Below are 21,552 nucleotides of genomic sequence, written 5' to 3'. Positions count from 1 at the left end.
GCCGCACCGGCTCCTGTCCCGCCGGTGAACGGCTTGCTGCCGAGTCACGCCCCGCGACCGTTCCGGCCCCTGTCCGGCCGTGGTCCAGGGCGGGGTGTGACCCGGCCCAACCTGATTGAGGTCTTGTTCTTCATGCCCGCTTTCAAGCTCCGTATGCGCACTTCCGCCGCGATTCTCGCCGGCACCGCCGGTCTGACCGCCCTGGGCGCGGGTGTCCTGCCCGCCACCGCGAACGCCGCCACCGCCTCCCCGCAGGCCGTCGCCGCCCAGATCGTCCCGGCCAACCAGCTGTCGTCCTTCAGCCAGATCATCGCCCACGAGTCCAGCTGGAACGTGACCGCGACCAACCCGAGCTCGGGCGCGTACGGCCTGGCCCAGGCGCTGCCGGGCTCCAAGATGGCCTCGGCGGGTGCGGACTGGAAGACCAACGCCGCCACCCAGATCAAGTGGGCGCTGGACTACATGAACACCCGCTACGGCAGCCCGAACGCCGCCTGGGCCTTCTGGCAGGCCAACCACTGGTACTAAGCCGGCCCCGTCGGCTCACCTGCCTCCTCCCGTCACCTGACCACTCCCCCCACACCCCGGGGGTCGGACAGGGACCACCGGGGTGCCCGAGAGGGCCCGGACCCGCGCGACCCGCGTGGTCCGGGCCCTCTCGCGGTTCTCCGGCGGCCCGGCTCGTGGTCTCCTGGTCGTCGACGGCTGCCCGTGGACTCCCGGTCGCGCACTCCCCGTTGCGGACTCCCGGTCGCGGTCTCCCGGTCGCGGACTCCCCGTCGCGGACTACAGCTCGCCGGTGAGCCCGAGCAGCTCGCGCATCCGCGCGTACTTGGCGACCAGCCGCTCGGCGGTCGCCGGGTCCAGGGTGGCCAGGCGGGCCGGATCGGAGTTGTGCGCCAGGTCCGCGCGCTTGACCAGCAGCGCGCCCGGGGTGGCCAGGATGCGCGCGGCGTACTCCTCGACCGGTTCGTCCGGGCGCCGGGTGAGCGCCTCCACGATCGCCTTGGTCTCCGCCGGCAGCGCGGCCCCGGCCAGCCACTCCCGGCTCAGCCGGTCGTCCTCGACGGTGTCGTGCAGCCAGCCCGCCGCGATCTGCGCCGCACTGCCGCCGCGCGCCGCCGTCCCCCGGGCGACCGCCGCGATGTGCTCGCCGTACGGGTGGCCGTTCTTGTCCACCTGCCCCCGGTGGGCCCGGCGCGCGATCGTCTCCACCTCGGACAGGCTCAGGTAGTGGTCGTCCATCGGCTCATCGTAGGCCCGGGCGGTCGGCACTGGCGGCCCTCCCCCCGTACGGACGACCGGCCTGGACGATCCTGCCGGGTGGCGGGGCCGCGCCCGGCCCGTTGATCACCCCGCCGACGGCCACTGGTTTACTGCCCCGGGGGTTCATGGGCTTCGGGGGGTCACCACGCTCGGGAGTCGACGCCCCCGACGGGAGACCCCCGCCGAACCGGCAGATCCGTCCGAGCGATCCGAGGAACCATGCCAGCCCTGCACCCCCTGCTGTCCGCCTTCGCGCCGATCTGGGCGCTCACCGGCGTCGGCTACGTCGTCGGCCGCACCGGGCTGCTCGGACCGCAGGCCGAGACGGTGCTCAACCGGTTCGTCTTCCACGTGGCGATGCCGGCCGCGCTGTTCCTGATGATCGCCCGCACCCCGCTGGACCGCTTCGCCAACGCCTCGATGCTCGCCTTCGCGGCCGGCACCGTGGTCGCGACCGGCCTCGGGCTGCTCGCCGGGCGGCTGCTGTTCCACCGCAAGCCCGGCGAACTGGCCATCGGCGCGATGGCCTCCGGCTACGTCAACTCGGCGAACCTCGGCATCCCGGTGGCCGTGCAGGTCCTCGGCGACGCCTCCTTCGTGGCACCCGTGGTGCTGTTCCAGATCCTGCTGGTCACCCCCGCCGTCCTGGCCGTCCTGGACGGCGGCGCGGCCGGCCGCCGGGCGCTGCTCACCCTGCCCGTCCGCAACCCGATCCTGCTGGCCACCGCGCTGGGCGCGGTCGCCTCGGCGACGGGGATGCACCTGCCCGCCGAGCTGAATCGTTCCTGCGAACTGCTCGGCGCCGCCGGCGTCCCGACCGCCCTGATCGCCCTCGGCATCTCGCTGCACAACCGCCCGCCGGCGGACGGGCGACCGCGCCGCCCCGAGGTCGGGCTGACGGTCGCACTCAAGACCGTGGCGCAGCCCCTGGTCGCACTCGTGGTGGCCGGCCCCGTGCTCCACCTGCCCGCCCACCAACTGCTCACGGTGGTGCTGTTCTCCGCGTTGCCCACCGCGCAGAACGTGTACACCTACGCCCGCGAGTACCAGCAGGGCACCGCCCTCGCCCGGGACGCGGTGCTCTGGTCGACGCTGACGTCGATGGCGACGCTCTCGGTGATCAGCTGGACCCTCGGGCCCGCGTAGTTCCGGCCGGTCACTTCTCCCTGGCGGCCGCCACCACCCCGGTCATGGCCGCCAGGAAGCGCCGGGCGGTGTCCAGCTCCCCCGGCTCGAACTGCCGCATGGCCGCGACCAGATCGCCGATCAGCCCGCCGAAGAAGCCCTCCCCCAGTTCCATCGCCCGCTCCTCCACCAGCAGCCGCACCCGGCGCCGGTCCTCCGGGTCCCGCTCGCGCCGGATCAGCCCGAGCCGCTCCAGCCGGTCCACCAGACCGGTGGTGCCCGCCGAGTTCAGCCCCAGCGCCTCACCGAGCCGGCCCGGCGTGACCACCTCCCCCGCACGGGCCGCGTCCAGCAGGTGGATCAGCGCCCGCAGATCGGTCGGGTGCAGACCATTGGCGGCGGCGAACTCGGCGCCGAACAGATCGAGTTCGACCGTCAGACCGCGCAGCAGGTGGACCAGCCGCATCGGCTCCACAACCTCGGACACCCTGTCGTCCTTCCTCGGGTAGGCATGTGCCATTATTCTCTCGCTCAGCGAGATACTTGTTCAACGTGATACTTGTCCACCGAGTGGCCCGGCCGTCTCGGCCGCCATCACACCACACCCGCGGAGGCCCGGATGTCCGCCCGCACCGCTCCCTTCCTCGCCGCCTACGACGCCCTGCTCGCCCGCTGGCCCGTCCCGGTCGAGGCGCTCACCGTCCGCACCGCCCACGGCACCACCCGGATCAACGCCTGCGGTCCCGCCGACGGCCGCCCGCTCGTCCTGCTCCACGGCGGCGGCGCCACCTCCACCATGTGGTTCGCCAACGCCGGCGCCTGGGCCGAGGCCGGACACCGCGTCCTCGCCGTCGACCTCATCGGCGACCCGGGCCGCAGCGTCCACGACGGCGCCGCCCTCGACGGCGTCCCCGGGCTGCTCGGCTGGCTGGACGCCGTCCTCGACGGACTCGGCGTCTCCCGGGCCGACTTCTGCGGCCACTCGTACGGCGGCTGGATCGCCCTGGAGTACGCCCTGCACGCGCCCGACCGGGTCGGCCGGCTCGCCCTGCTCGACCCCACCCAGTGCTTCGCCGGCTTCCGCCCCGGCTACCTGCTGCGCGCCGTCCCGCTCTTCCTCCCCCACCGCACGCCGGCCCGCGCCCGTGCCTTCCTCGACTGGGAGACCGGCGGCACCTCCGGCCTCGACCCCGCCTGGCGCGAGCTCTACGCCCTCGGCTACGCCGACTTCCCCGACTCCCGCGTCATCACCGGGCCCCGCCCCACCCCCGAACGCCTCCGCACCCTCACCACCCCCGTCCTCACCCTCCTCGCCGAGCACAGCCGCACCCACGACCCCCACCACATCGCCCGAACCGCCCGCCGCACCCTCCCCGCAGCAGAGGTCGCCATCCTCCCCGGCGCCTCCCACCACAACCTCCCCATGGCCGCCGCCCCCGACCTCAACCCCCGCCTCACCACCTTCCTCAGCCCCACCCCCCACACCTGATCCCACCCCCGCACAAGAAGTCGGCCCGCCCGACTTCCCCCACGCCCCACCGACACGACCGCACCGCACCGCACCGCACCACGACAGACCACCCGCCCCCGCACGAGAAGTCGGCCAGGCCGACTTCCCACGGCACAACCCACTACCCCCGCCATCACACGGGCACGCCACCCGGTGGCCAGACCACCCCACCAGGCCCCCAACAACCAACACTCCGCACCTCGCGCGAGAAGTCGACCCACCCCCCTTCCCACAGGGCACGCCCCACGCACACGACCCCGCCACACCCGCAGCACCCCCGCATGAGAAGCCCGCCAGGCCGACTTCCCACACCTCGACCCACCACCACCCGCCATCACACGGGCAGGCCACCCTGCGGCCGGACCACCACCAGCCATCCCCACAGCAACCAACACTCCGTACCTCGCGTGAGAAGTCGACCCGCTCGACTTCTCACGCGCACACCCACCCACACGACCACACCGCACAACGCCAGACCCCCTCGCCTCACCTGCAGCACCCTCCCGACTTGTCACACCACGGCACACCGCCGCGCGGCGGCGGGGCTGCTGCTCGGCAAGGGCGCGCTGCCGTACGACCCGACGCCGGTCGCCGAAGCCTCCGGGATCCGGCTCGGCACGGGCACGTGACCAGCCAGGGGATGGGGAGCCGGAGCTAGCCGAGATCGCCGGACTGATCCCCCGGGTCCTCACCGCGCGCCACGCGACGACAGACCGGCCCCGCCACACCCGCAGCACCCTCCGCATGAGAAGCCCGGCTGGCCGACTTCCCAACGACGGCACACCTCTGCGCGGTGGCCGGGCTGCTGCTCGGCAAGTGCGCGCTGCCGTACGACCCGGTCCCGGTCGCCGAACCCTCCGGGATCCGGCTCGGCACGGGCACCGTGACCAGCCAGGGGATGGGGAAGCCGGAGCTGGCCGAGATCTCCGGACTGATCCCCCGGGTGCTCACCGCGCGCCACCCGACGACAGACCGGCGTCACACCCGTCCCCGCATAAGAAGCCAGCCAGGCCGACTTCCCACACCACTCCCCGCCACCACCCGCCATCACACGGGCAGGCCACCCGGCGACCGGACCACCCCCAACCACCCCACAACAACCAACACTCCGCACCTCGCGCGAGAAGTCGGCCCTACCGACTTCTCGCGCACACGCCCCACCCACACGACCGCACCACACAACCGCAGACCACCTCGCCACACCCGCAGCACCCTCCCGACTTCTCACACCACGGCACACCACCGCGCGGCGGCGGGGCTGCTGCTCGGCAAGTGCGCGCTGCCGTACGACCCGGCGCCGGTCGCCGAACCCTCCGGGATCCGGCTCGGCACGGGCACCGTGACCAGCCAGGGGATGGGGAAGCCGGAGCTGGCCGAGATCTCCGGACTGATCCCCCGGGTGCTCACCCGCGCCCCGCCACACCCGCAGCACCCTCCGCATAAGAAGTCGGCCGGGCCGACGTCCCACACCACGGCCCCCGCCTCCGGACACCGCAAGGCCGACAGGCCGCCGTCACAACAACCAACAGCTCACTGCCCGCGCGAGAAGTCGGCCCTCCCGACTTCCCACACCGCACGCCCCGTCGACACGACCGCGCCACACAAGGACAGACCGGCCCGCCACACCCACAACAACCAACACCCCGCGCCCCGCAAGAGGTCGACCCGCCGGACTGGCTGACGTAGGAAGTCGGCCTGGCCGACTTCCTACGCGGGCAACAGCCGGCCAGCAGCAGGATGCGGGCGATACGTTCCGGAGAAGGCCCCCATCCGAAGCGGCGGGACCACGACCCCGCGCCCTCTGCCCTCGTGCATGGTGAGCCGTGGCCCGTGCTCGGCAGATGGATGGGCTTGCTGATCATGCGGCTCGACCCGCCGGAGCGCCGCGAACTGGTACTTGGGTGCAGCTTGTTGGTTCGAGAGAAGTCCGGCGATGGCTCGGACGGTGTCGGGCAGGTGGTCGCGGCGGCCATTGTGTCGCGCGAGGGGCCGCCAGTTCTTGAGGTGGGCGGTGCCGTGCTCGACCGGCATGCGGTGTGAGGAGTGTTCGAAGCGGTCCTGTTCGTGGTGGGCCATGAGCCATTGGTCCTGCTCGAGGTACTTGCCGCGGCGTTTCTGGCAGGGTGACCACTTGGCCGCAGGTCTGTGCGCCCAGGCCCTGGTAGCCGGCGTCGGCGAGGATCTCCGGGTGGACGGTGCCGGCGAGCAGGTCGACCAGGCCGGCATCGCGGGCCCGGGTGATGTCGGCGACCCTGCCCGTACCTCGCCGCGGAACAGGACGCGGCCGCGGTCGTCGGTGACCACCAGGGCCTTCATGACGTTCATCCGGGTCTTTCCCGGGACGTACCGGCTCCGGCCGGGCTGGTTGGCGGCCGGACGCCGCACCCGGATCTCGGTCGCGTCGATGATCCCGGTCTGCCCGGTCGCGCCCAGGTGTGCGATCACGTCGGCGGAGGCCCATGCCGAAGGCCGGGAGTGATGCGGCAGCCGCGCTCGGCGAGCAGGGCCGAATCTCACCGATGGCGCGAGTGATGGTGGAGCGGTCCACGCCGTGGCGCAGGTGGACGAGCGTGGCCAGGAGCCGGTCGACGAAGACGAGTTTGTACTTCGCTCCGGCGCGTCGACCGCCCGCCGCCGCGGCCGGTCGAGCGGCTCTGCGTCACGCCGGGCCGACCAGACCGGCCCCAACTGGGCCACCCGGTCAGCGATCACTGCCTGCGACAGGGCCGTGATCCCACGCTCCGAGACGATCAGTGTGCGTGTCGCGATCCCCACCACGGACGGCCCAACGAGCCGACCGCTCGCAGGCCACGGCCAACCATGCACGGGGGCGTTACTGCACCGGAGGAGCCGGGGCGTGGCGGTTGGGTGCACCGGGCGCTGGCGGGGCCCGGGGCGTCGGGGGCGTGCGTAGCCTTGCTGGACGACCGGCACCACGCGGGGCGGCGGGGCGGCGCAGGTGAGTGCGGCTCATGTGACGGCGCCGGCGGTGGGCCGCTGGGGGTTAGGCCACGAGGTGCACGGGGCGGTGTCGGGGGCTCGGGGGGCGCCGGGGCGTGCGTAGCGTTGCCGGATGACCGAGACCATGCGGGGCGGCGGGGCGGCGCAGGTGAGTGCGGCTCATGTGATGGCGCCGGCGGTGGTGTTCGCCGTTCCGGTGCTGAAGCTGGCGTGGACGCTCGGGGGCGGGGACGCGGCTCGGGACGCGTTGCTGGCGATGGGGCCGGCGAACTGGGTGGACGTCGTCATCGGGATGTTCTTCGCCGAGCCGGTGCTGGCGGTCGTACTGGCCGCGGTGCTCTCCTACATCGGCTACGCCTACCGGGCCGCCCACGGCGGGGCCGCCCGGCACCAGGGGCGGGCCCTGGCGGAGACGGCGGCGCGGGCGGCGATCGTGCCGGGGGCGCTGGGGGTGGTGGTCGGGGCGTTCAACGGGTTGTGGTGGGGTGTGGCGGCCGGGGTGCTGGGCTATCTGCTGCGGCTCGGCGTGGTGGCCGAGTACCGGACCGGCGCGCGTTCGACCGCCACCGGCCGCCGCACCGGGAAGCCGGCCGTGGCCTTGGGGGCCCGGGCCGTCGAGGCGGTCAGGGTCGCGGCGCTGCTGCTCTCCCTGGTGGTGCTTCCGGCGCTCTCGGTCGTCGCCGCCCTTGACGGCCGGTCGTGGACGAGCGTGCTGGTGTGCGACGTCGACACCGGCGGCGGACCGCAGCGGGCCCGGCTGGTCGAGCTGGACCGGCAGGCCGCGGGCGTCGTCGGCTGGGACGTGCCCGCCCGCGAGGTGGTCAGCGGCACCAACTGCGCCGTCGACCCGGACGACGTGCTGCGCGACCCCTGGTGGCGCCGTTAGGACCGCCCTGGCGGACGGAGAACGCCGCGGCGGCCACCAGAACCGTACGTCCGGCAGCCCGCACGAGCTGGAGTAACCGGCGCGGCACCGGTGGACTCAGTAGATCAGGTAATCCGGGCGTCGCCCTTCGTCGTCGATCTCCCCGGTGGCCTGGGTCCGCAGCTTGGCGGACAGCTCCTCCAGGGCCCGGGAGGCCGCGACCTCCTCGCCGATCCTGGCGAGCGGACGGTCGTCCGCGCTCTTCACGGACTCGCCGTGGGCGCTCAGGCCGGGCGCCCTGGCGCCGGTCAGCCTGGCCTCACACGTCGTGTGCACGCCGTCTTCCTCGAAGCTCAGCTCCACGTCCCACTGGTTGTGCATGCCACACCTCCTGGCGCAGGCCCCCGTCACGCCGGTCCGGACCGGCACGGACGGTGACCCGTGGCGGCCGCTCACACCAGCGTGCGCCTGTCCCGCCGGTGGCGGCAAGCGCTGCCGGACGGGGCGGTGCCGACCACGCCGCGCGCGTGTCGTGCGATCGGCCCGGGCACCGGCCCGGCGGTAGGCTGACGGGAGCGGCCGCGACGCCCGACCCACCTCTCGGACCCGTCGGCGCGGCGCGGGCAGCGACAACCGGGTGGTCCCTCCGTGGCGGTCTTCCTCCTCGCTCTCAGTGCGGCCTGCTGTCTGGGGCTCGGCTTCGTCCTCCAGCAGCACGCGGCACAGCAAGCCCCGCGCTCCGATCTGCTGCGCTGGCGGCTGCTGCTGGACCTGGTACGGATGCCGCAGTGGCTGCTCGGCACCGGGTTCATGGTCAGCGGGCTGATCCTCTCCGCGCTCGCGCTCAACCAGGGCGAGGTGTCGCTGGTCGAGCCGCTGCTGGCCACCAATCTGATCTTCGCCATGGCCCTGGCCCGGGTGTTGACCCGTCAGACCCTGGGCCGCTCCGGCTGGGCCGGGGTCCTGCTGCTGGCCCTCGGGGTGACGGCCTTCATCGTGGCCGGGCAGCCGACCGGCGGCGGGCCGCCCGCCGGGGAGCTTCGGCACTGGCTGGTGGTCGGCACCGTGATGGGGCTGGTCGTGCTGCTCGTCTCGCTGGCCCGGCGGCTGCCGCTGTTCGAGGAGGCGACCCTGCTGGCGCTCGCCGCCGGACTGCTCTACGGCCTCCAGGACGCGCTGACCCGGACCACCACCCAGCGGCTCGACCACGACGGCCTGGCGGCGGTGCTGCGCAGTTGGCAGCCGTACGCGGTGGTGGTGGCGGGTGTGGTCGGACTGCTGCTGGTGCAGAGCGCCTTCGAGGCCGCGCCGCTGCGGATGTCCCTGCCGGCGCTGACCGCCGCCCAGCCGCTGTCCGGGATCGCCTGCGCGGTGGGCTTCCTCGGCGACCGGTTGCGGGTGACCCCGGGGGCGTTGGTCTGGCAGTCCGTCGGGCTGGTGGCGATCGTGACCGGGGTGATCGTGATCGGACGCCATCCGGCGATGCCGGGGACCATCGGCGACACCCTGGAGAGCATCGGGGCGTCCCCGGAGGACGGGGCGGAGGAGAAGTCCGAGGACGGGGCGGAGGAGAAGCCGCCGGGCGGGTCCGCGGAGGACGACCGCCCCGGGAGCACCGGTTAGGCCGCGATGTGCTGGAGCGCGCAGGCGGACGCCGTGGCCGGTGGGCTGGTCGCGGGCGTCGGGGTGGCGTGCCTGGTCCGCGCGCGTCGGGCCGGCCGGCCCGAGCGCCTGCCGCTCGCCGCGCTCCCCGTGGTGCTGGGCACGCACCAGCTGATCGAGGCGCTGGTCTGGCTCGGTACGGACGGCGGGCTGCCGGACGGCCTCGCCGGAGCGGCCCGCACCGCCTGGGCGCTGGTCGCCCTGCCGCTGCTGCCCGTTCTGGTTCCGGCCGCCGTGTGGTGCGCGACCAGCGGGCCACGACGACGGGCGCTCGCCGCGCTCACCATGCTCGGGGCGGTGGTCGCCGTTCCGCTGGCCGTGGCCGTCGGCTCCCACCCGGTGACGGCCGCCGTGCGCGGCCACACCCTCCGCTACGCCCTCGGCATCCCGTACCCGGCGCTCCTGCTGGCCGGCTATCTCCTCGCCACTGTCGGCTCCCTCCTGGTGAGCGGCGACCACCTGCTCCGCCGTCTCGGTCTCCTCGTCGGCGCCGGCGCCGTCGCCTGCGCCCTGCTCTGGGGCCTGGCCTTCGTCTCCACCTGGTGCGCCCTCGCCGCCCTGGCCAGCCTGCTGCTGCTCCACTGGGCGGGCCACCGGCCGGTGGACGTGCCCGCCCGCGCCGCCGGTCGGGCCCGCTGACCGCCCCGAGGGCCTGCCCTACCCGCCATGCTCCGGGTCCGGATCGACGGGCGTGCCGCCCGTGCCGCCCGCGCGCCCCCGGAGGCGGTCCATCTCGCGCCACTCGGGGCGCAGCCCGGCCAGGGTCGTGGTGGCGAAGTACAGGGCTCCGGCCGCGATCAGGCCGGGTATCAGCCCCACCATGGCGACCGCCGCGCCGGCGACCAGCCCGCCGAGCGGGATGCCGGCCCAGGCGAGGGAGTCGCTCAGGGCGTGGACGCGGCCCAGCAACTGGCGGGGCACCCGTTCGAAGAGCACCGCGCCGAGGATCGGGTTGAGGAAGCCGGAGCCGAAACCGCCGATCGCGAAGACCGTGAGCACCAGCCACATCGGCGCGCCCAGGGCGAGCACCAGGAAGCGCGGCGCGCCGCACAGCAGGAAGCCGGTGAAGAAGACCGTCCGCCGGGGCAGCCGGGATGCGACGGCCGCCGCTATCAGGCTGCCGACGACGGCGGTGGTGCCCATGACGGCGGCGGTCAGCCCGATGGCGGCCGGGCCGTTGCCGGACTCCCGTGCCCAGACCGGGACGAGGACGGTGACGAACCCGGCGTCGATCAGGTTGGTGATCCCGATCATCACGATCACGGTGAGCAGAAGCGGCTCCGAGCGCAGGAAGGTGAAGCCCTCCCGGAACATCCCCCAGTAGCCCGCGGGCCGCTCCCCCTCGGACGGACCGGCGGGAGCGGCGGGCACCGCCGAGCGCCCCATGCCGCGTGGGAGCGCGACCGCGATGATCAGCGACCCGAGCGCGAAGGTGCCCGCGTTGACCGCGAGGCCGGCCAGCGGGCCCGTCGCGGCGACCAGCCCGCCACCGACCGCCGGGCCGACGGTGGAGGCCAGCCGCTCGGTGACGCCGGACAGCCCGGTGGCGCGCTCCATCGGCACCCGCGCGTGGTCGGCCGCCTCCGGGACCATGACGGACTTGGCCAAGTCCCCCGGGCCGCGCATCGCCCCGATCACCGCGACCATCACCAGCAGCACCCAGAACGGGAGCAGCCCCCGTGCGTGCAGCAGCGGGACCAGCCCGGCCGTGACGGCGCTGACCGCGTCCGTCGTCCAGGACACCGCCCGCGGCCCGAGCCGGTCCACCACCGGCCCGGTCAGCGCCTTGACCGCCACGTACGGCGCCATCTCGGCGAAGGCGACCAGGCCCGTCATGGTGGCGCTGCCGGTGGTGGCCAGGACGAACCAGGGCAGGGCGACGGCCGAAACGCGGGTGCCGGTCACCGAGACGGCCGTGGCGGTCAGCACGCCGGCCAGCGGCCGGTAGCTTCGTCCGGATTCGTCGACGGCGGTACCCGCGGCGGATCTCGTGGTGGTGGTCGTGCTTCCGGTCATGTGGCTCCCCCCTCGTCGGTGTCGTCGCGCAGGTCCGGCAGGACGTGGACGACGACGGACACCTGCTCCGACCCCTCCGGGACCGGCCCCTCGGCGCCCACCCAGCGGTAGCGCCGGATCACCTCGCTCAGCTCCTCGGACAGCCGCTCGGCCTCGCCGGGCGTCAGCTGGAGCACCAGGTCGCTCAGGTTCACGGCCTTGCGCCAGTCCCGCGGCATCGCCTCGAAGGCGTCCAGCGAGCGCTGGGCCGCCAGGGTGTGCGAGGCGAGGACGGACCGGAGGTAGCCGGCCGCCTCGCCCAGCTGGTCGTCCGCCATGTCGTCCACCGTCCAGACCGTGACCCGGTGGGCCGAACGCCACCAGCGCTCGCGGGCGTTGCCGCGCGCCTCGTCCTCCTCGACGAAGCCCGCGGCGGCGAGCTGGCGCAGGTGGTAGCTGGTCGCGCCGGAGTTGATCCCCAGCTCCGCGGCGAGCCGCGTCGCCGTGGAGGGGCCGTACTTGCGCAGCAGCCCCACCACCCGCAGGCGCACCGGGTGGGCCATCGCCCGCATGCTCTCGGCGGTGAGGGCGATGGCGCGCCGGTCGTCACTGTGCTTCCAGCCGTGCTCTTCGGTCATGGCACGAGGCTAGACCGCAAAGGCTTCTTTGCAAAGGGGTTTTTGCGAAGGAATCTTTGCGGTTCGTCGATCGGTACTACACCGCGGCTCCCCGGCCCCGCCGCTCGGCGGGTGCCCGACCGGCCGCTCGGCGGGGGCCCCGGAACGGACCGCGGCCCGGAGCGGGATTGTCACCCGGGCGGCCGAGGCGCAGGCTGTCAGGGAGGGCCCGCAAGTCGGCCCGTCCCGGTCGGCCGCGGATTCGGTGACGGCCGCCGGGGAGCACGAGGGGCAGGCGATGGCACACCGGAGGCTCTGGGGCTACGTCGCGTCGGGGGCCCGGGCGCTCGGCGCGTTCGGCGGCACCGTCGGCTCGGGCCTGGGCGCGGGCGCCGCCGGGCGCCGGGGCGGGTCCGGACGGGCGGGCGCGTCGGCGACCGCCGAGGCCGAGGACGGTCTCGGCCCCCTCCCGTCCGGCACGATGGCCGCGCCGCGGGCGCTCACCCGCACCGAGTTGGAGCGCCTGCGGTGGACCGGCCGGCAGGCCGGCTGCGAACCGACGGCCCGGCACGTCCAGGTGGCCGACGTGGTCCGCCGGGTGGTGCGCGGCGGCGGCCGGGCGGCGGCCGTCACCGTCCGGGTGGCGCCCGGGCTCCCGGTGGTGGCCGGGGACGCCCGACGGCTGGAGGCCGCCCTCGCCGGGCTGGTCGACCACGCGATCCGGCGCAGCCCGCTGGGCGGCCGGGTGCTGGTCCGGGCCGACGTGGCGGGCGGCGCGTCCGCACCGCGGGCGTCCGGCCGGGCACCCGGGCGGGCGGCGGCGACCCGCGGCCGGGTGGAGATCCGGGTCTCCGACCGGGGCGCCCACGAGCTGCCCGAGGCACGCGAGTGGCTGATCGCGGACGGCCCGGCGGGGCCCGCCCTGCAGAGCCTGGTGGTGGCCGCGGGCGGTCGGCTCGCGGTGGAGACCACCCCCGGCGGCGGGCTGACCGTGGTCCTGCTGCTGACCGTCGCGTACGACTGAACGCGTACGACGAAACACGTACGCCTGAACACACACGGGCTGACCACATACGCCTGAACATGCACGGGCTGACCACATACACCTGAACGCGTACGCCCGACCGCGCACGTCAACGCGCACGGCCGTACGCGTACGACCGCGGGAGTACCCCGGCACCGGGCGCAAACCCGGCGCCCCCGCCCCGCCGACCCTAGACTTGCCCCATGCCCCGGCTCAACGACCAGGTGAGGGAACTGCTCCAGGAGTACGCCGACCTGATCAACATCACCGGCGGGGACGCCTTCCGGGCCCGCGCCTACGAGAAGGCCGCCCGCGCGGTCGGCGGCCACCCCGAGGACCTGGCCGGCCTGGACGTCAAGGGTCTGCAGCAGATCCCCGGCGTCGGCAGGTCCACCGCCGAGAAGATCGCCGAGTACCTCGCCACCGGGACCGTTCCGGCCCTGGAGGCACTGCGCGCCCGGATCCCGTCCGGCGTACGGGAGATGATGGCCGTCCCCAGCGTCGGGCCCAAGCGCGCCCTGGCCCTCTACCGCGACCTCGGGATCTCCTCGGTGGACGAACTCGCCGCGGCCGCCCGCGCCGAGAAGCTCACCGACCTGCCCGGCTTCGGCGAGCGCAGCGGCGAGAAGATCCTGCACGGGATCGAGCTGATGCGGCAGTCCGGCGGCCGCACCCTGCTGGACACCGCCACCGAGCTGGCCGAGCAGCTGGTCGCCGTGCTCTCCGCCGTCCCCGGCTGCACCCGCTGCGCGTACGCGGGCTCGCTGCGCCGGATGCGCGAGACGGTGGGCGACATCGACGTGCTCGCGACCGCCGAGGACTCCGCCCCGCTGATGGCCGCGCTCACCGAACTCCCCTATGTTTCCGAGGTGATCGGCAGCGGGAGCACCAAGACCTCGGTCCGTACCACCCAGGGCGTACAGGTGGATCTGCGGGTCGTGCCGGAGGAGGACTGGGGAGCGGCGCTGGTCTACTTCACCGGTTCGAAGGCGCACAACATCAAGCTGCGCACGATGGCCGTCCGGGCCGGGCTGAAGCTCTCCGAGTACGGGCTGTTCGAGGTCGACGGCGGCGCCAAGGTGGTCTCGGAGACCGAGGAGGAGGTGTACGCGGCGCTCGGCCTGCCGTGGATCCCGCCGCCGCTGCGCGAGGACCGGGGCGAGATCGAGGCCGCGCTGGACGGCGGGCTCCCGGACCTGGTGCAGGAGTCCGACCTGCGCGGCGACCTGCACACCCACACCGACCTGACCGACGGGCTGGCCACCCTGGAGGAGATGATCGACACCGCCGCCGCCCGCGGCTACTCCTACTTCGCCGTCACCGACCACGCCCCGGACCTGGTGATGCAGCGGATGACGGACGAGAAGATGCTCGCCCAGCGCGAGCGGCTACGACAACTCGCCGACCGGCACAAGCGGTTGCGCCTGCTGCACGGCACCGAGCTGAACATCGGCCCGGACGGCGGGGTGGACTGGCCGCCCGAGTTCCTGGCCGGCTTCGACGTCTGCGTCGCCTCCGTGCACTCGCACTTCGCCCTGGACCGGGCCGCCCAGACCCGTCGGCTGATCCGCGCCTGCGAGAACCCGTACGTGCACGTCATCGGCCACCTCACCACCCGCCGGATCGGCCGGCGCGGGCCGATCGACGTCGACCTGGACGCGGTGTTCGAGGCCGCCGCGCGCACCGGCACCGCGATCGAGATCAACAGCTCCCCGCAGCGGCTCGACCTGCGCGACGAGGACGTCCTGCGGGCCAGGCGGCACGGCGTGCGCTTCACGATCGACAGCGACGCGCACGCCACCGGCCACCTCGCCTACCCGCGCTACGGCATCGGCACGGCGCAGCGCGGCTGGCTCACCGCCGAGGACGTGGTCAACGCCTGGACCTGGCAGAAGCTGAAGCGCTTCCTCCGCAAGGACGCGGTGCCGAAGTAGCCCTGCTCGCCCGGCCCGCCGGAGCCGCCCGCCCGCAGGAGCCGCCGCGCACCTCGAAACGTCACTCGGCGTCGCAGGACGCCCCGGGCGAGGCCAGCACCCGGGCCGCGCTGCGGTGCCCGAGCCCGGCCGCGTGCCGGAGGTCCCCGGTGTCCAGGAACCCGGCCAGGAACCCCGCCGCGAAGGCGTCCCCGGCCCCGGTGAGGTCGCGCACCTCGGCCACCGGCGGCACCGGCACCATGACCAGCGGCTCGCCGGGCACGTCGACGGCGGTCGCCTCGGCCCCCGCCTTGGTGACCACCGTGGTGGCCGCCAGCCGGGCCCGCTCCGGCCCGGGCAGGCCGGCCACCAGCAGCCCGAGGAACTCCGACTCGGAGCGGTTGGCGAACACGAAGGTCGGCGCCAATCCGGCCAGCAGGGCGAGGAAGCGCTCCCGGCCGAACCGCTCCAGCATGCCGGTCGAGGAGGCGTCCACCGAGGTGGTGCAGCCCGCCCGCCGCACCCTGGCGAGCGCGTCCACCGCCGTGCTGCCGACCGGCTCGCCGTCGAAGGAGTAGGCGGGGACGTGCAGATGGGTCAGTCCGGTCAGCCACGCGTCCGGGACCCGCTCCAGCAGCGTGGCGGCGCCCCGGTCGGGCAGCATGGTCCGCTCGCCGTCCTGGTCGATCAGCACCACCACGCTGCCGGTGCGGCCGCGCCGGGAGACCCGTACGTCGACGCCGTGGCCGGTCAGTTCGGCGACCACGCCGTCCCCCGCCGCGTCCTCGCCGACGCAGCCGAGGAAGCGGGCCGGGTGCTGCCCGGCGGCGAAGCAGGCGACGTTGGCCGCGCTGCCGCCGCGCCGCCGGAAGACCCGGGCGCCGGAGTCGGTGCCGTGCCGCAGCGGGCCGTCGGCCCAGACCACGATGTCCTCGACCAGGTCGCCGAGCACCCCCAGCACGACTCAGGCCCCGGTCTCGGCGGCGACGGCCGGGGCCGCGCCGGAGGCGTCCGACGGGGCGCCCGACGGGCCACCCGGCGCGGCCCCCGCGGCCCCCGACGACCTCACGGCCAGCGCGGTCGCGATCTCCCCGCCCAGCCGGACGTTCCCCCGGTACACCTCGACGTTGACCTCCAGGCTGCGCCCGCCGGTGTCCCGCTGGATGAAGTCGAGCAGGAACGGCGTGGAGGCGTTGCCGGTGACGCCCTGGCGCTCGGCCTCGGCCCAGGCGCGGGCCAGGATGCCGTCCAGCTCCTCCGGCGGCAACTGCTTGGCCGGGTCGACCGGGTTGGCGATCAGTACGGCCTGCGGCAGGGCGAGCCGGTCACGGGACTCGATGACCCTGGCGGCCTGCTCGGGCGACTCCACGCTGAAGTTGATCTCGTGGCCGGAGTCGGTGACGTAGAAGCCGGGGTACTTGCGGGTGCGGTAGCCGATGACCGGGACGTTGTACGTCTCGAAGCGCTCCAGGGTGGCCCGGATGTCGAGGATGGACTTCACGCCCGCGCTGATCACGGTGACCGGGGTGGCGGCCAGGGTGGTCATGTCGGCCGACTCGTCGAAGCTCTCCGAGGCGCCGAAGTGCACCCCGCCGAGGCCGCCGGTGGAGAAGACCCGGATGCCCGCGCGGTGGGCGAGGAAGGCGGTGGCGGCGACGGTGGTGCCGCCGTGCCGGCCGAACGCGGCGACCACCGGGAGGTCGCGCAGGCTCACCTTGTCCAGGCCGTCGGCGGCGGACAGTTCGGTGATCTGCCCGGTGCTGAGCCCGACCGTGGGCACCCCGGCGTGCACCCCGATCGTGGCCGGGACGACGCCCGCCGCCCGCAACCGCTGTTCCGCCTCCAGCGCGACCGCCAGGTTGCGGGGCCGCGGCAGCCCGTGGGTGAAGATGGTCGACTCCAGGGCGACCACCGGCCGGCCGTCGGCGACGGCCCGGGCGACCTCCTCGGAGACCTGGACGGCGGGAGCGGTGCTGGGCGGAAGTCCGGTCATGATGCGAACTCTCTGTGAGGGTGCCGCTGCGGAGGGGCAACGGGCTCAGCGTATGGACGGTTCACACCGGAATCCAGAGGCCGACGAGCTGGACCCGAAATCCTTGACGCCGACATGCCACCCCCGGAAGGATTCCCGGATCATCCGACCGACCCGCGGCACCCCCGCGGGCCGCCCGACCCCGGGAACCCGCCTTGGCCCTGGGCCCGTTGCTCCGCCGCGCCGCCGGTCTGATCGGCGCCGCCGTCCTCACCCTGGCCGGCACCCTCACCGCCGCCGGCCCGGCCCGTGCCGACTACGGCACCGACTACCACGACCCGGTCACCGCCACCAAGCCGCTCACCCGCCCCGACACCCGCTCCTGCACCGTCGAGGTGATGCACGAGCGCGCGTTCCGCAACGGGTACGGCAACCCGCCGGACACCCCGTACAACGCCACCCTCACCCCGCCCGCCGACTGCGCCGGGCCGTGGTCGGCGGTGGTCCTGGACCTCCACGGACAGGTCGCCGGGCGGCAGTTCGACCGGATCTTCAGCGTCCGCGTCGGCGGCGTCCAGGTGCTGCTCTCCTCCACCCCGGAGCCGTCCAAGGACGGCATCGCCTGGAGCGTCGAGCGCGACGTGACCCGCTACGCCCCGCTGTTCGCGGACGGCCCGCAGGAGTTCTCCTTCGACCTCGCCAACGTCACCGACGCCACCTACACCGGTGTCTTCACGATCAGCGCGAGCCTGACCTTCTACACCGCGGACGACCGCCGGCCGGCCGCCCGCACCGCCGACCGGCTGCTCACCACCGGACCGTTCGGGCTCACCCAGGCCGCCCCCGCCGCCGGGCGCGACCTCACCTTCCCGCAGAACCTCGAACGCCTCACCGCCGAGGTCTACACCCGGGGCGGCGGCGCCTGCGAGGAGTTCGCGTACGCCTCCGCGCCGGACGCCTTCGCCGCCGCCAACCCGGGCACCGGCATCTGCGGCAAGGGCCCCTTCCGCGAGCTGCGGCTGACCGTGGACGGCCGGGTGGCCGGCGCGGTCTGGCCGTACCCGGTGATCTACACCGGCGGCTGGGACCCGCTGCTCTGGCGGCCCGTGCCCGGCGTCTTCGCCTTCGACCTGCCCGCCTACCGGCTCGACCTCACCCCGTACGTCGGGCTGCTGCTGGACGGCCGGCCGCACACCGTGGGCGTCGTGGTGAACACCGCCGAGGCGCAGAGCAACGACGTCTGGACCGGCCAGGTCAACCTGTTCGCCGAGACCGACCACGGCGCCGCCCGCACCACCGGACAGCTCACCGAGCACCGGGTCGCCCCGGAGGCCGCCGTCGCCACCGATCTCGCCGACCACGGCGGCGGCAGCGGCGACTGGACGGTCACCGCCGCCCGGAACGACCTCGCCCGGGGCTGGGTGCAGACCTCGCACGGCCGGATCACCACCGAGGTCCGCGACGAACTCGCCTTCCGCTCCGCCCAGCGGCTGCGCGACGGCGGCAACGACATCACCCTGCACAACGGCACCGACCTCACCCGCACCACCGCCACCTGGGGCGGCGGCCCGCACCGCACCACCACCGTGCACGAGGGCGAACCGCTGGACGTCAGCTACCGGGTGAGCCGCGACGCGGCCGGCAACACCGACCAGACCACGGCCATGGTCCTCGGCTACCACCGCGACGCCACCGCGGCGACCGGCGGCCACGTCACCGGGAGCTCCACCGTCGACCACACCCTGCGCCCCACCGCGCGGCGGCACGACGGGGACCGCACCGTCCGGACCGGCAGCAGCACCGAGGAGTACCGCAGCACCGGTCCCGAGGGGCCGTACCAGCGGACGCTGAGCTTCGTGGACGGCTGGCCGAGCCCCTGACGGCGAGCACCACGGCCGGAGTTGCGAAAATTGTTCCGATTCGCGCCGTTCACCCCTGGTGCACAGCCCGTGGGAGGCGCATCATGGGAGATGGACCTGCGAGGTAGCTGAAGGAAGTTCGACCGCAGGAGGCAGTGGCGACGGATCGAGACGGATCAGGGTCTGCCGCTGGAACTACCTCGGTCGACGATCGAACTACCGGCCGGAGGACGTCACGTCCGGAGGCCACCCCCGCCTCGCAGGTTCCGCGCGTCCACGGAGCATCCCCTCGGCCCCGTGGACGCGCGCCCGTCCGCGCGCCCTGCGGTGCGCGCCCTTTTCCCGACCGGACGCCCCCTCCCGGCGGCTCTCCCGTGCCGGCGTGCACGCCGCTCGGCTAGCGCGCGCCCGCCCAGCCCATCTCCCAGGCGTGCACCGCGATCCCGACCCGGTTCGCCACCCCGAGCTTGCGCTGGATGCTGGCGACGTGGGTCTTCACCGTCCCCGGTGAGATGAACAGCTCGGCGGCGATGTCCGCGTTGGTGCGGCCCGCCGCGACGTGCCCGGCGATCTCCACCTCCCGCTCGGTCAGCGGCACCACCGGCGCCGGCTGCCAGCGCTCCGGGCGGCGCGGCGCCGTCACGTGCCGCAGCAGCCGGACGGTGACCGACGGGCTGATCAGGCTCTCCCCGTCCGCCGCCGCCCGCACCGCCTCGGCCAGCAGGGACGGGCCGGAACGCTTCAGCAGGAAGCCGGACGCCCCGTGCCGCAGGGCCGGGTACACGTACTCGTCCAGGTCGAAGGTGGTCAGCACCACCACCCGCACCGGCTCCGTCGCCCCCGGCCCGGCCAGCCGCCGGGTCAGCTCCAGCCCGTCCATCCGCGGCATCCGGATGTCCACCAGGGCGACGTCCGGCCGCAGTCGGGCCGCCAGCTCCAGCGCGGCCAGCCCGTCCGCGGCCTCCCCCACCACCTCGATGTCCGGCTGGGCCGTCAGGATCCGCCGCACACCGCGCCGGACGGCCTCCTGGTCGTCCGCGATCAGGGTGCGGATCACCCGCGGGACCTCGCCGTTCGTACTCGTCACGTCCAGCAGTGTGGCGCACGGCCGCCGGACGGGAAAGTTCACGCGACGGAACCGGCGCGGTTCACCTTCGTCCGGTGGGCTGGCCGCCATGAACGATTCCAGTGGACGTCCCTCCGTCAGCCGGCGAGGCCTCCTGGCCGGTGCGACCGGCGTCGGCCTCGGCGGCGCCGTGTCCCTCTCCGGCATCCCGGCCACCCCCGCCGCCGCCTCCCCGGTGCTCTGGCAGCGGCCGGGCCGCTCCGGCGCGCCGCGGGTGGCCGGCCTGCACCTCCAGTTCGGCTCGGACGCCTCGCGCGAGGTGGTGGTCTCCTGGCACACCACCACGTCCGTCGGCAACCCGCGCGTGATGTACGGGACTTCGAACAGCGGCTTCGGCCGGACGGTCCGGGCCGCGACCCGCACCTACCGGGACGCCGCCTCCGGCACCGAGGTCCAGGTGCACCACGCCCGGCTGGCCGGACTGCACGCCGACACGGACTACGTCTACGCCGCCGTCCACGACGGCGCCACCCCCGAACTCGGCACCGTCCGCACCGCCCCGCGCGGCCGGTCCGCCTTCACCTTCACCAGCTTCGGCGACCAGGGCACCCCGACCCTCGGCCGGAAGACCGCCAACGGCTACGTCAACGACAACCTCGGCAGCCCCGCCGCCGGCGACACCACCGCCGGGGTCGAGCGGATCGCCCCGCTGTTCCACCTGCTCAACGGCGACCTCTGCTACGCGAACATCGCCACCGACCGGGTCCGCACCTGGTCCGACTGGTTCGAGAACAACAGCCGCTCGGCCCGCCACCGCCCCTGGATGCCCGCGGCCGGCAACCACGAGAACGAGAAGGGCAACGGCCCGATCGGCTTCGGCGCCTACCAGGCCTACTTCGAGCTGCCGGACGCCCGCTCGGACGCCGAGACGCGCGGCCTGTGGTACTCGTTCACGGCCGGCTCGGTGCGGGTGATCAGCCTCAACAACGACGACGTGGCCTACCAGGACGGCGGCAACAGCTATGTCCACGGCTACTCCGGCGGTGCCCAGCAGCGGTGGCTTGAACGGGAGTTGATCGCGGCCGACGCGGACCCGGGGATCGACTGGATCGTGGTCTGCATGCACCAGGTGGTGGTCTCCACCGCCGACAGGTTCAACGGCGCCGACCTCGGGATCCGCGAGACCTGGGTGCCGCTGTTCGACAAGTACGGCGTGGACCTGGTGGTCTGCGGCCACGAGCACCACTACGAGCGCTCCCACCCGATCCGCGGCCAGCAGCCGACCGACACCCGCACGCCGATCCCGGTCTCCACCGGCACCGAGACCATCGACACCACCAAGGGCACCGTCCACATGGTCATCGGCGGCGGCGGCACCTCGGCCCCGTCCAACCAGCTCTTCTTCAGCCCCGCCAAGGCCCGGGTGATCACCGGCGTCGGCGCCGCCGACCCGGCCACCGGCAAGCGCCCACCGGTGTACGTGATCGAGGACGCCCCCTGGTCCGCCTTCCGGGACGCCGACAACCCCTACGGCTTCGCGTCCTTCGACGTCGACCCGGGCGGCCGCGACGGGCAGACCACCATCGGCGTCACCTACTACTCCGTCAGCGGACCGTACGGGGACCTCGTCCCGGTCGACCGCTTCACCCTGACCCGTCCGCGCGGCATCCGCGGCGGCGGCCGGGGGCACTGACGTCCCGACGTGCCCGGAAGCGGC

The 21,552-nt window shown here is 74.2% G+C and carries 19 protein-coding genes; 10 read left to right on the top strand and 9 right to left on the bottom strand.

What is annotated here, in order from left to right; all coding sequences use genetic code 11:
- The first annotated feature begins 153 nt into the window (after positions 1 to 153).
- Positions 154 to 528, top strand: coding sequence for an aggregation-promoting factor C-terminal-like domain-containing protein (locus tag ACZ5GH_RS31080; RefSeq protein WP_387760568.1), 375 nt, complete (start codon positions 154 to 156; stop codon positions 526 to 528).
- A gap of 258 nt (positions 529 to 786) precedes the next feature.
- Here the strand turns inward: ACZ5GH_RS31080 and ACZ5GH_RS31075 are convergent, their stop codons facing one another.
- The gene (locus ACZ5GH_RS31075) at positions 787 to 1,245 is read right to left on the bottom strand and encodes an HD domain-containing protein (protein WP_464335935.1); all 459 of its coding nucleotides are present in this window, start codon (positions 1,243 to 1,245) and stop codon (positions 787 to 789) included.
- A 240-nt stretch (positions 1,246 to 1,485) separates the two neighbouring features.
- Here ACZ5GH_RS31075 and ACZ5GH_RS31070 point away from each other — a divergent pair, with 240 nt between their 5' ends.
- Positions 1,486 to 2,412 carry an AEC family transporter gene (locus ACZ5GH_RS31070; RefSeq protein WP_464335934.1) on the top strand — a complete coding sequence of 309 codons (927 nt, stop codon included), beginning with the start codon at positions 1,486 to 1,488 and terminating at the stop codon, positions 2,410 to 2,412.
- A gap of 10 nt (positions 2,413 to 2,422) precedes the next feature.
- On the opposite strand, the gene ACZ5GH_RS31065 is transcribed toward ACZ5GH_RS31070, so the two are convergent.
- Positions 2,423 to 2,857: a MarR family transcriptional regulator gene (locus tag ACZ5GH_RS31065; protein WP_387760611.1), complete on the bottom strand. Its 435-nt coding sequence runs from the start codon at positions 2,855 to 2,857 to the stop codon at positions 2,423 to 2,425.
- Between the two features lie 153 nt (positions 2,858 to 3,010).
- Between ACZ5GH_RS31065 and ACZ5GH_RS31060 the strand changes: the two genes are divergently transcribed.
- Entirely contained in the window at positions 3,011 to 3,880 is an 870-nt protein-coding gene (locus tag ACZ5GH_RS31060; RefSeq protein ID WP_464335933.1) for an alpha/beta fold hydrolase, read from the top strand.
- A gap of 1,728 nt (positions 3,881 to 5,608) precedes the next feature.
- On the opposite strand, the gene ACZ5GH_RS31055 is transcribed toward ACZ5GH_RS31060, so the two are convergent.
- Entirely contained in the window at positions 5,609 to 6,346 is a 738-nt protein-coding gene (locus ACZ5GH_RS31055; protein WP_464335932.1) for a hypothetical protein, read from the bottom strand.
- A 628-nt stretch (positions 6,347 to 6,974) separates the two neighbouring features.
- Here ACZ5GH_RS31055 and ACZ5GH_RS31050 point away from each other — a divergent pair.
- Complete coding sequence (locus tag ACZ5GH_RS31050; RefSeq protein WP_387760052.1) at positions 6,975 to 7,748, top strand: hypothetical protein; 774 nt, start codon at positions 6,975 to 6,977, stop codon at positions 7,746 to 7,748.
- A 96-nt stretch (positions 7,749 to 7,844) separates the two neighbouring features.
- On the opposite strand, the gene ACZ5GH_RS31045 is transcribed toward ACZ5GH_RS31050, so the two are convergent.
- A complete protein-coding gene (locus ACZ5GH_RS31045; RefSeq protein WP_387760053.1) occupies positions 7,845 to 8,108 on the bottom strand; it encodes a dsRBD fold-containing protein in 264 nt (87 codons plus the stop codon).
- A gap of 267 nt (positions 8,109 to 8,375) precedes the next feature.
- Here ACZ5GH_RS31045 and ACZ5GH_RS31040 point away from each other — a divergent pair, with 267 nt between their 5' ends.
- Both ACZ5GH_RS31040 and ACZ5GH_RS31035 read left to right on the top strand, forming a co-directional pair.
- Positions 8,376 to 9,350, top strand: coding sequence for a DMT family transporter (locus ACZ5GH_RS31040; protein WP_387760054.1), 975 nt, complete (start codon positions 8,376 to 8,378; stop codon positions 9,348 to 9,350).
- Positions 9,351 to 9,356: 6 nt separating this feature from the next.
- A complete protein-coding gene (locus ACZ5GH_RS31035; protein ID WP_464335931.1) occupies positions 9,357 to 10,028 on the top strand; it encodes a DUF6629 family protein in 672 nt (223 codons plus the stop codon).
- 18 nt (positions 10,029 to 10,046) lie between these two features.
- On the opposite strand, the gene ACZ5GH_RS31030 is transcribed toward ACZ5GH_RS31035, so the two are convergent.
- On the bottom strand, positions 10,047 to 11,405 hold the full coding sequence (locus ACZ5GH_RS31030) for an MFS transporter (RefSeq protein ID WP_464335930.1): 1,359 nt from the start codon (positions 11,403 to 11,405) through the stop codon (positions 10,047 to 10,049).
- The gene (locus tag ACZ5GH_RS31025; RefSeq protein ID WP_387760058.1) at positions 11,402 to 12,022 is read right to left on the bottom strand and encodes a helix-turn-helix domain-containing protein; all 621 of its coding nucleotides are present in this window, start codon (positions 12,020 to 12,022) and stop codon (positions 11,402 to 11,404) included. Before ACZ5GH_RS31025 ends, ACZ5GH_RS31030 begins: the two co-directional genes overlap by 4 nt.
- A gap of 277 nt (positions 12,023 to 12,299) precedes the next feature.
- On the opposite strand from ACZ5GH_RS31025, the gene ACZ5GH_RS31020 reads away from it, so the two are divergent.
- A complete protein-coding gene (locus tag ACZ5GH_RS31020; RefSeq protein ID WP_464335929.1) occupies positions 12,300 to 13,025 on the top strand; it encodes a histidine kinase in 726 nt (241 codons plus the stop codon).
- 203 nt (positions 13,026 to 13,228) lie between these two features.
- Positions 13,229 to 14,959, top strand: a complete 1,731-nt coding sequence (gene polX, locus ACZ5GH_RS31015; protein WP_464335928.1) for a DNA polymerase/3'-5' exonuclease PolX — start codon at positions 13,229 to 13,231, stop codon at positions 14,957 to 14,959.
- Between the two features lie 61 nt (positions 14,960 to 15,020).
- Here the strand turns inward: polX and ACZ5GH_RS31010 are convergent, their stop codons facing one another.
- Both ACZ5GH_RS31010 and ACZ5GH_RS31005 read right to left on the bottom strand, forming a co-directional pair.
- A complete protein-coding gene (locus ACZ5GH_RS31010; RefSeq protein WP_387760064.1) occupies positions 15,021 to 15,899 on the bottom strand; it encodes a carbohydrate kinase family protein in 879 nt (292 codons plus the stop codon).
- A 3-nt stretch (positions 15,900 to 15,902) separates the two neighbouring features.
- A complete protein-coding gene (locus ACZ5GH_RS31005) occupies positions 15,903 to 16,931 on the bottom strand; it encodes a pseudouridine-5'-phosphate glycosidase (RefSeq protein WP_387760066.1) in 1,029 nt (342 codons plus the stop codon).
- A gap of 194 nt (positions 16,932 to 17,125) precedes the next feature.
- Here ACZ5GH_RS31005 and ACZ5GH_RS31000 point away from each other — a divergent pair, with 194 nt between their 5' ends.
- Positions 17,126 to 18,790 carry a peptide-N4-asparagine amidase gene (locus ACZ5GH_RS31000; RefSeq protein ID WP_464335927.1) on the top strand — a complete coding sequence of 555 codons (1,665 nt, stop codon included), beginning with the start codon at positions 17,126 to 17,128 and terminating at the stop codon, positions 18,788 to 18,790.
- A gap of 376 nt (positions 18,791 to 19,166) precedes the next feature.
- On the opposite strand, the gene ACZ5GH_RS30995 is transcribed toward ACZ5GH_RS31000, so the two are convergent.
- Positions 19,167 to 19,856: a response regulator gene (locus ACZ5GH_RS30995; protein WP_464335926.1), complete on the bottom strand. Its 690-nt coding sequence runs from the start codon at positions 19,854 to 19,856 to the stop codon at positions 19,167 to 19,169.
- 88 nt (positions 19,857 to 19,944) lie between these two features.
- Between ACZ5GH_RS30995 and ACZ5GH_RS30990 the strand changes: the two genes are divergently transcribed.
- A complete protein-coding gene (locus tag ACZ5GH_RS30990; RefSeq protein WP_387760071.1) occupies positions 19,945 to 21,528 on the top strand; it encodes a purple acid phosphatase family protein in 1,584 nt (527 codons plus the stop codon).
- The last annotated feature ends 24 nt before the right edge of the window (positions 21,529 to 21,552 follow it).

The sequence above is a fragment of the Kitasatospora sp. Xyl93 genome (assembly GCF_055383135.1).
This window is presented reverse-complemented; position numbering and strand designations above follow the sequence as displayed.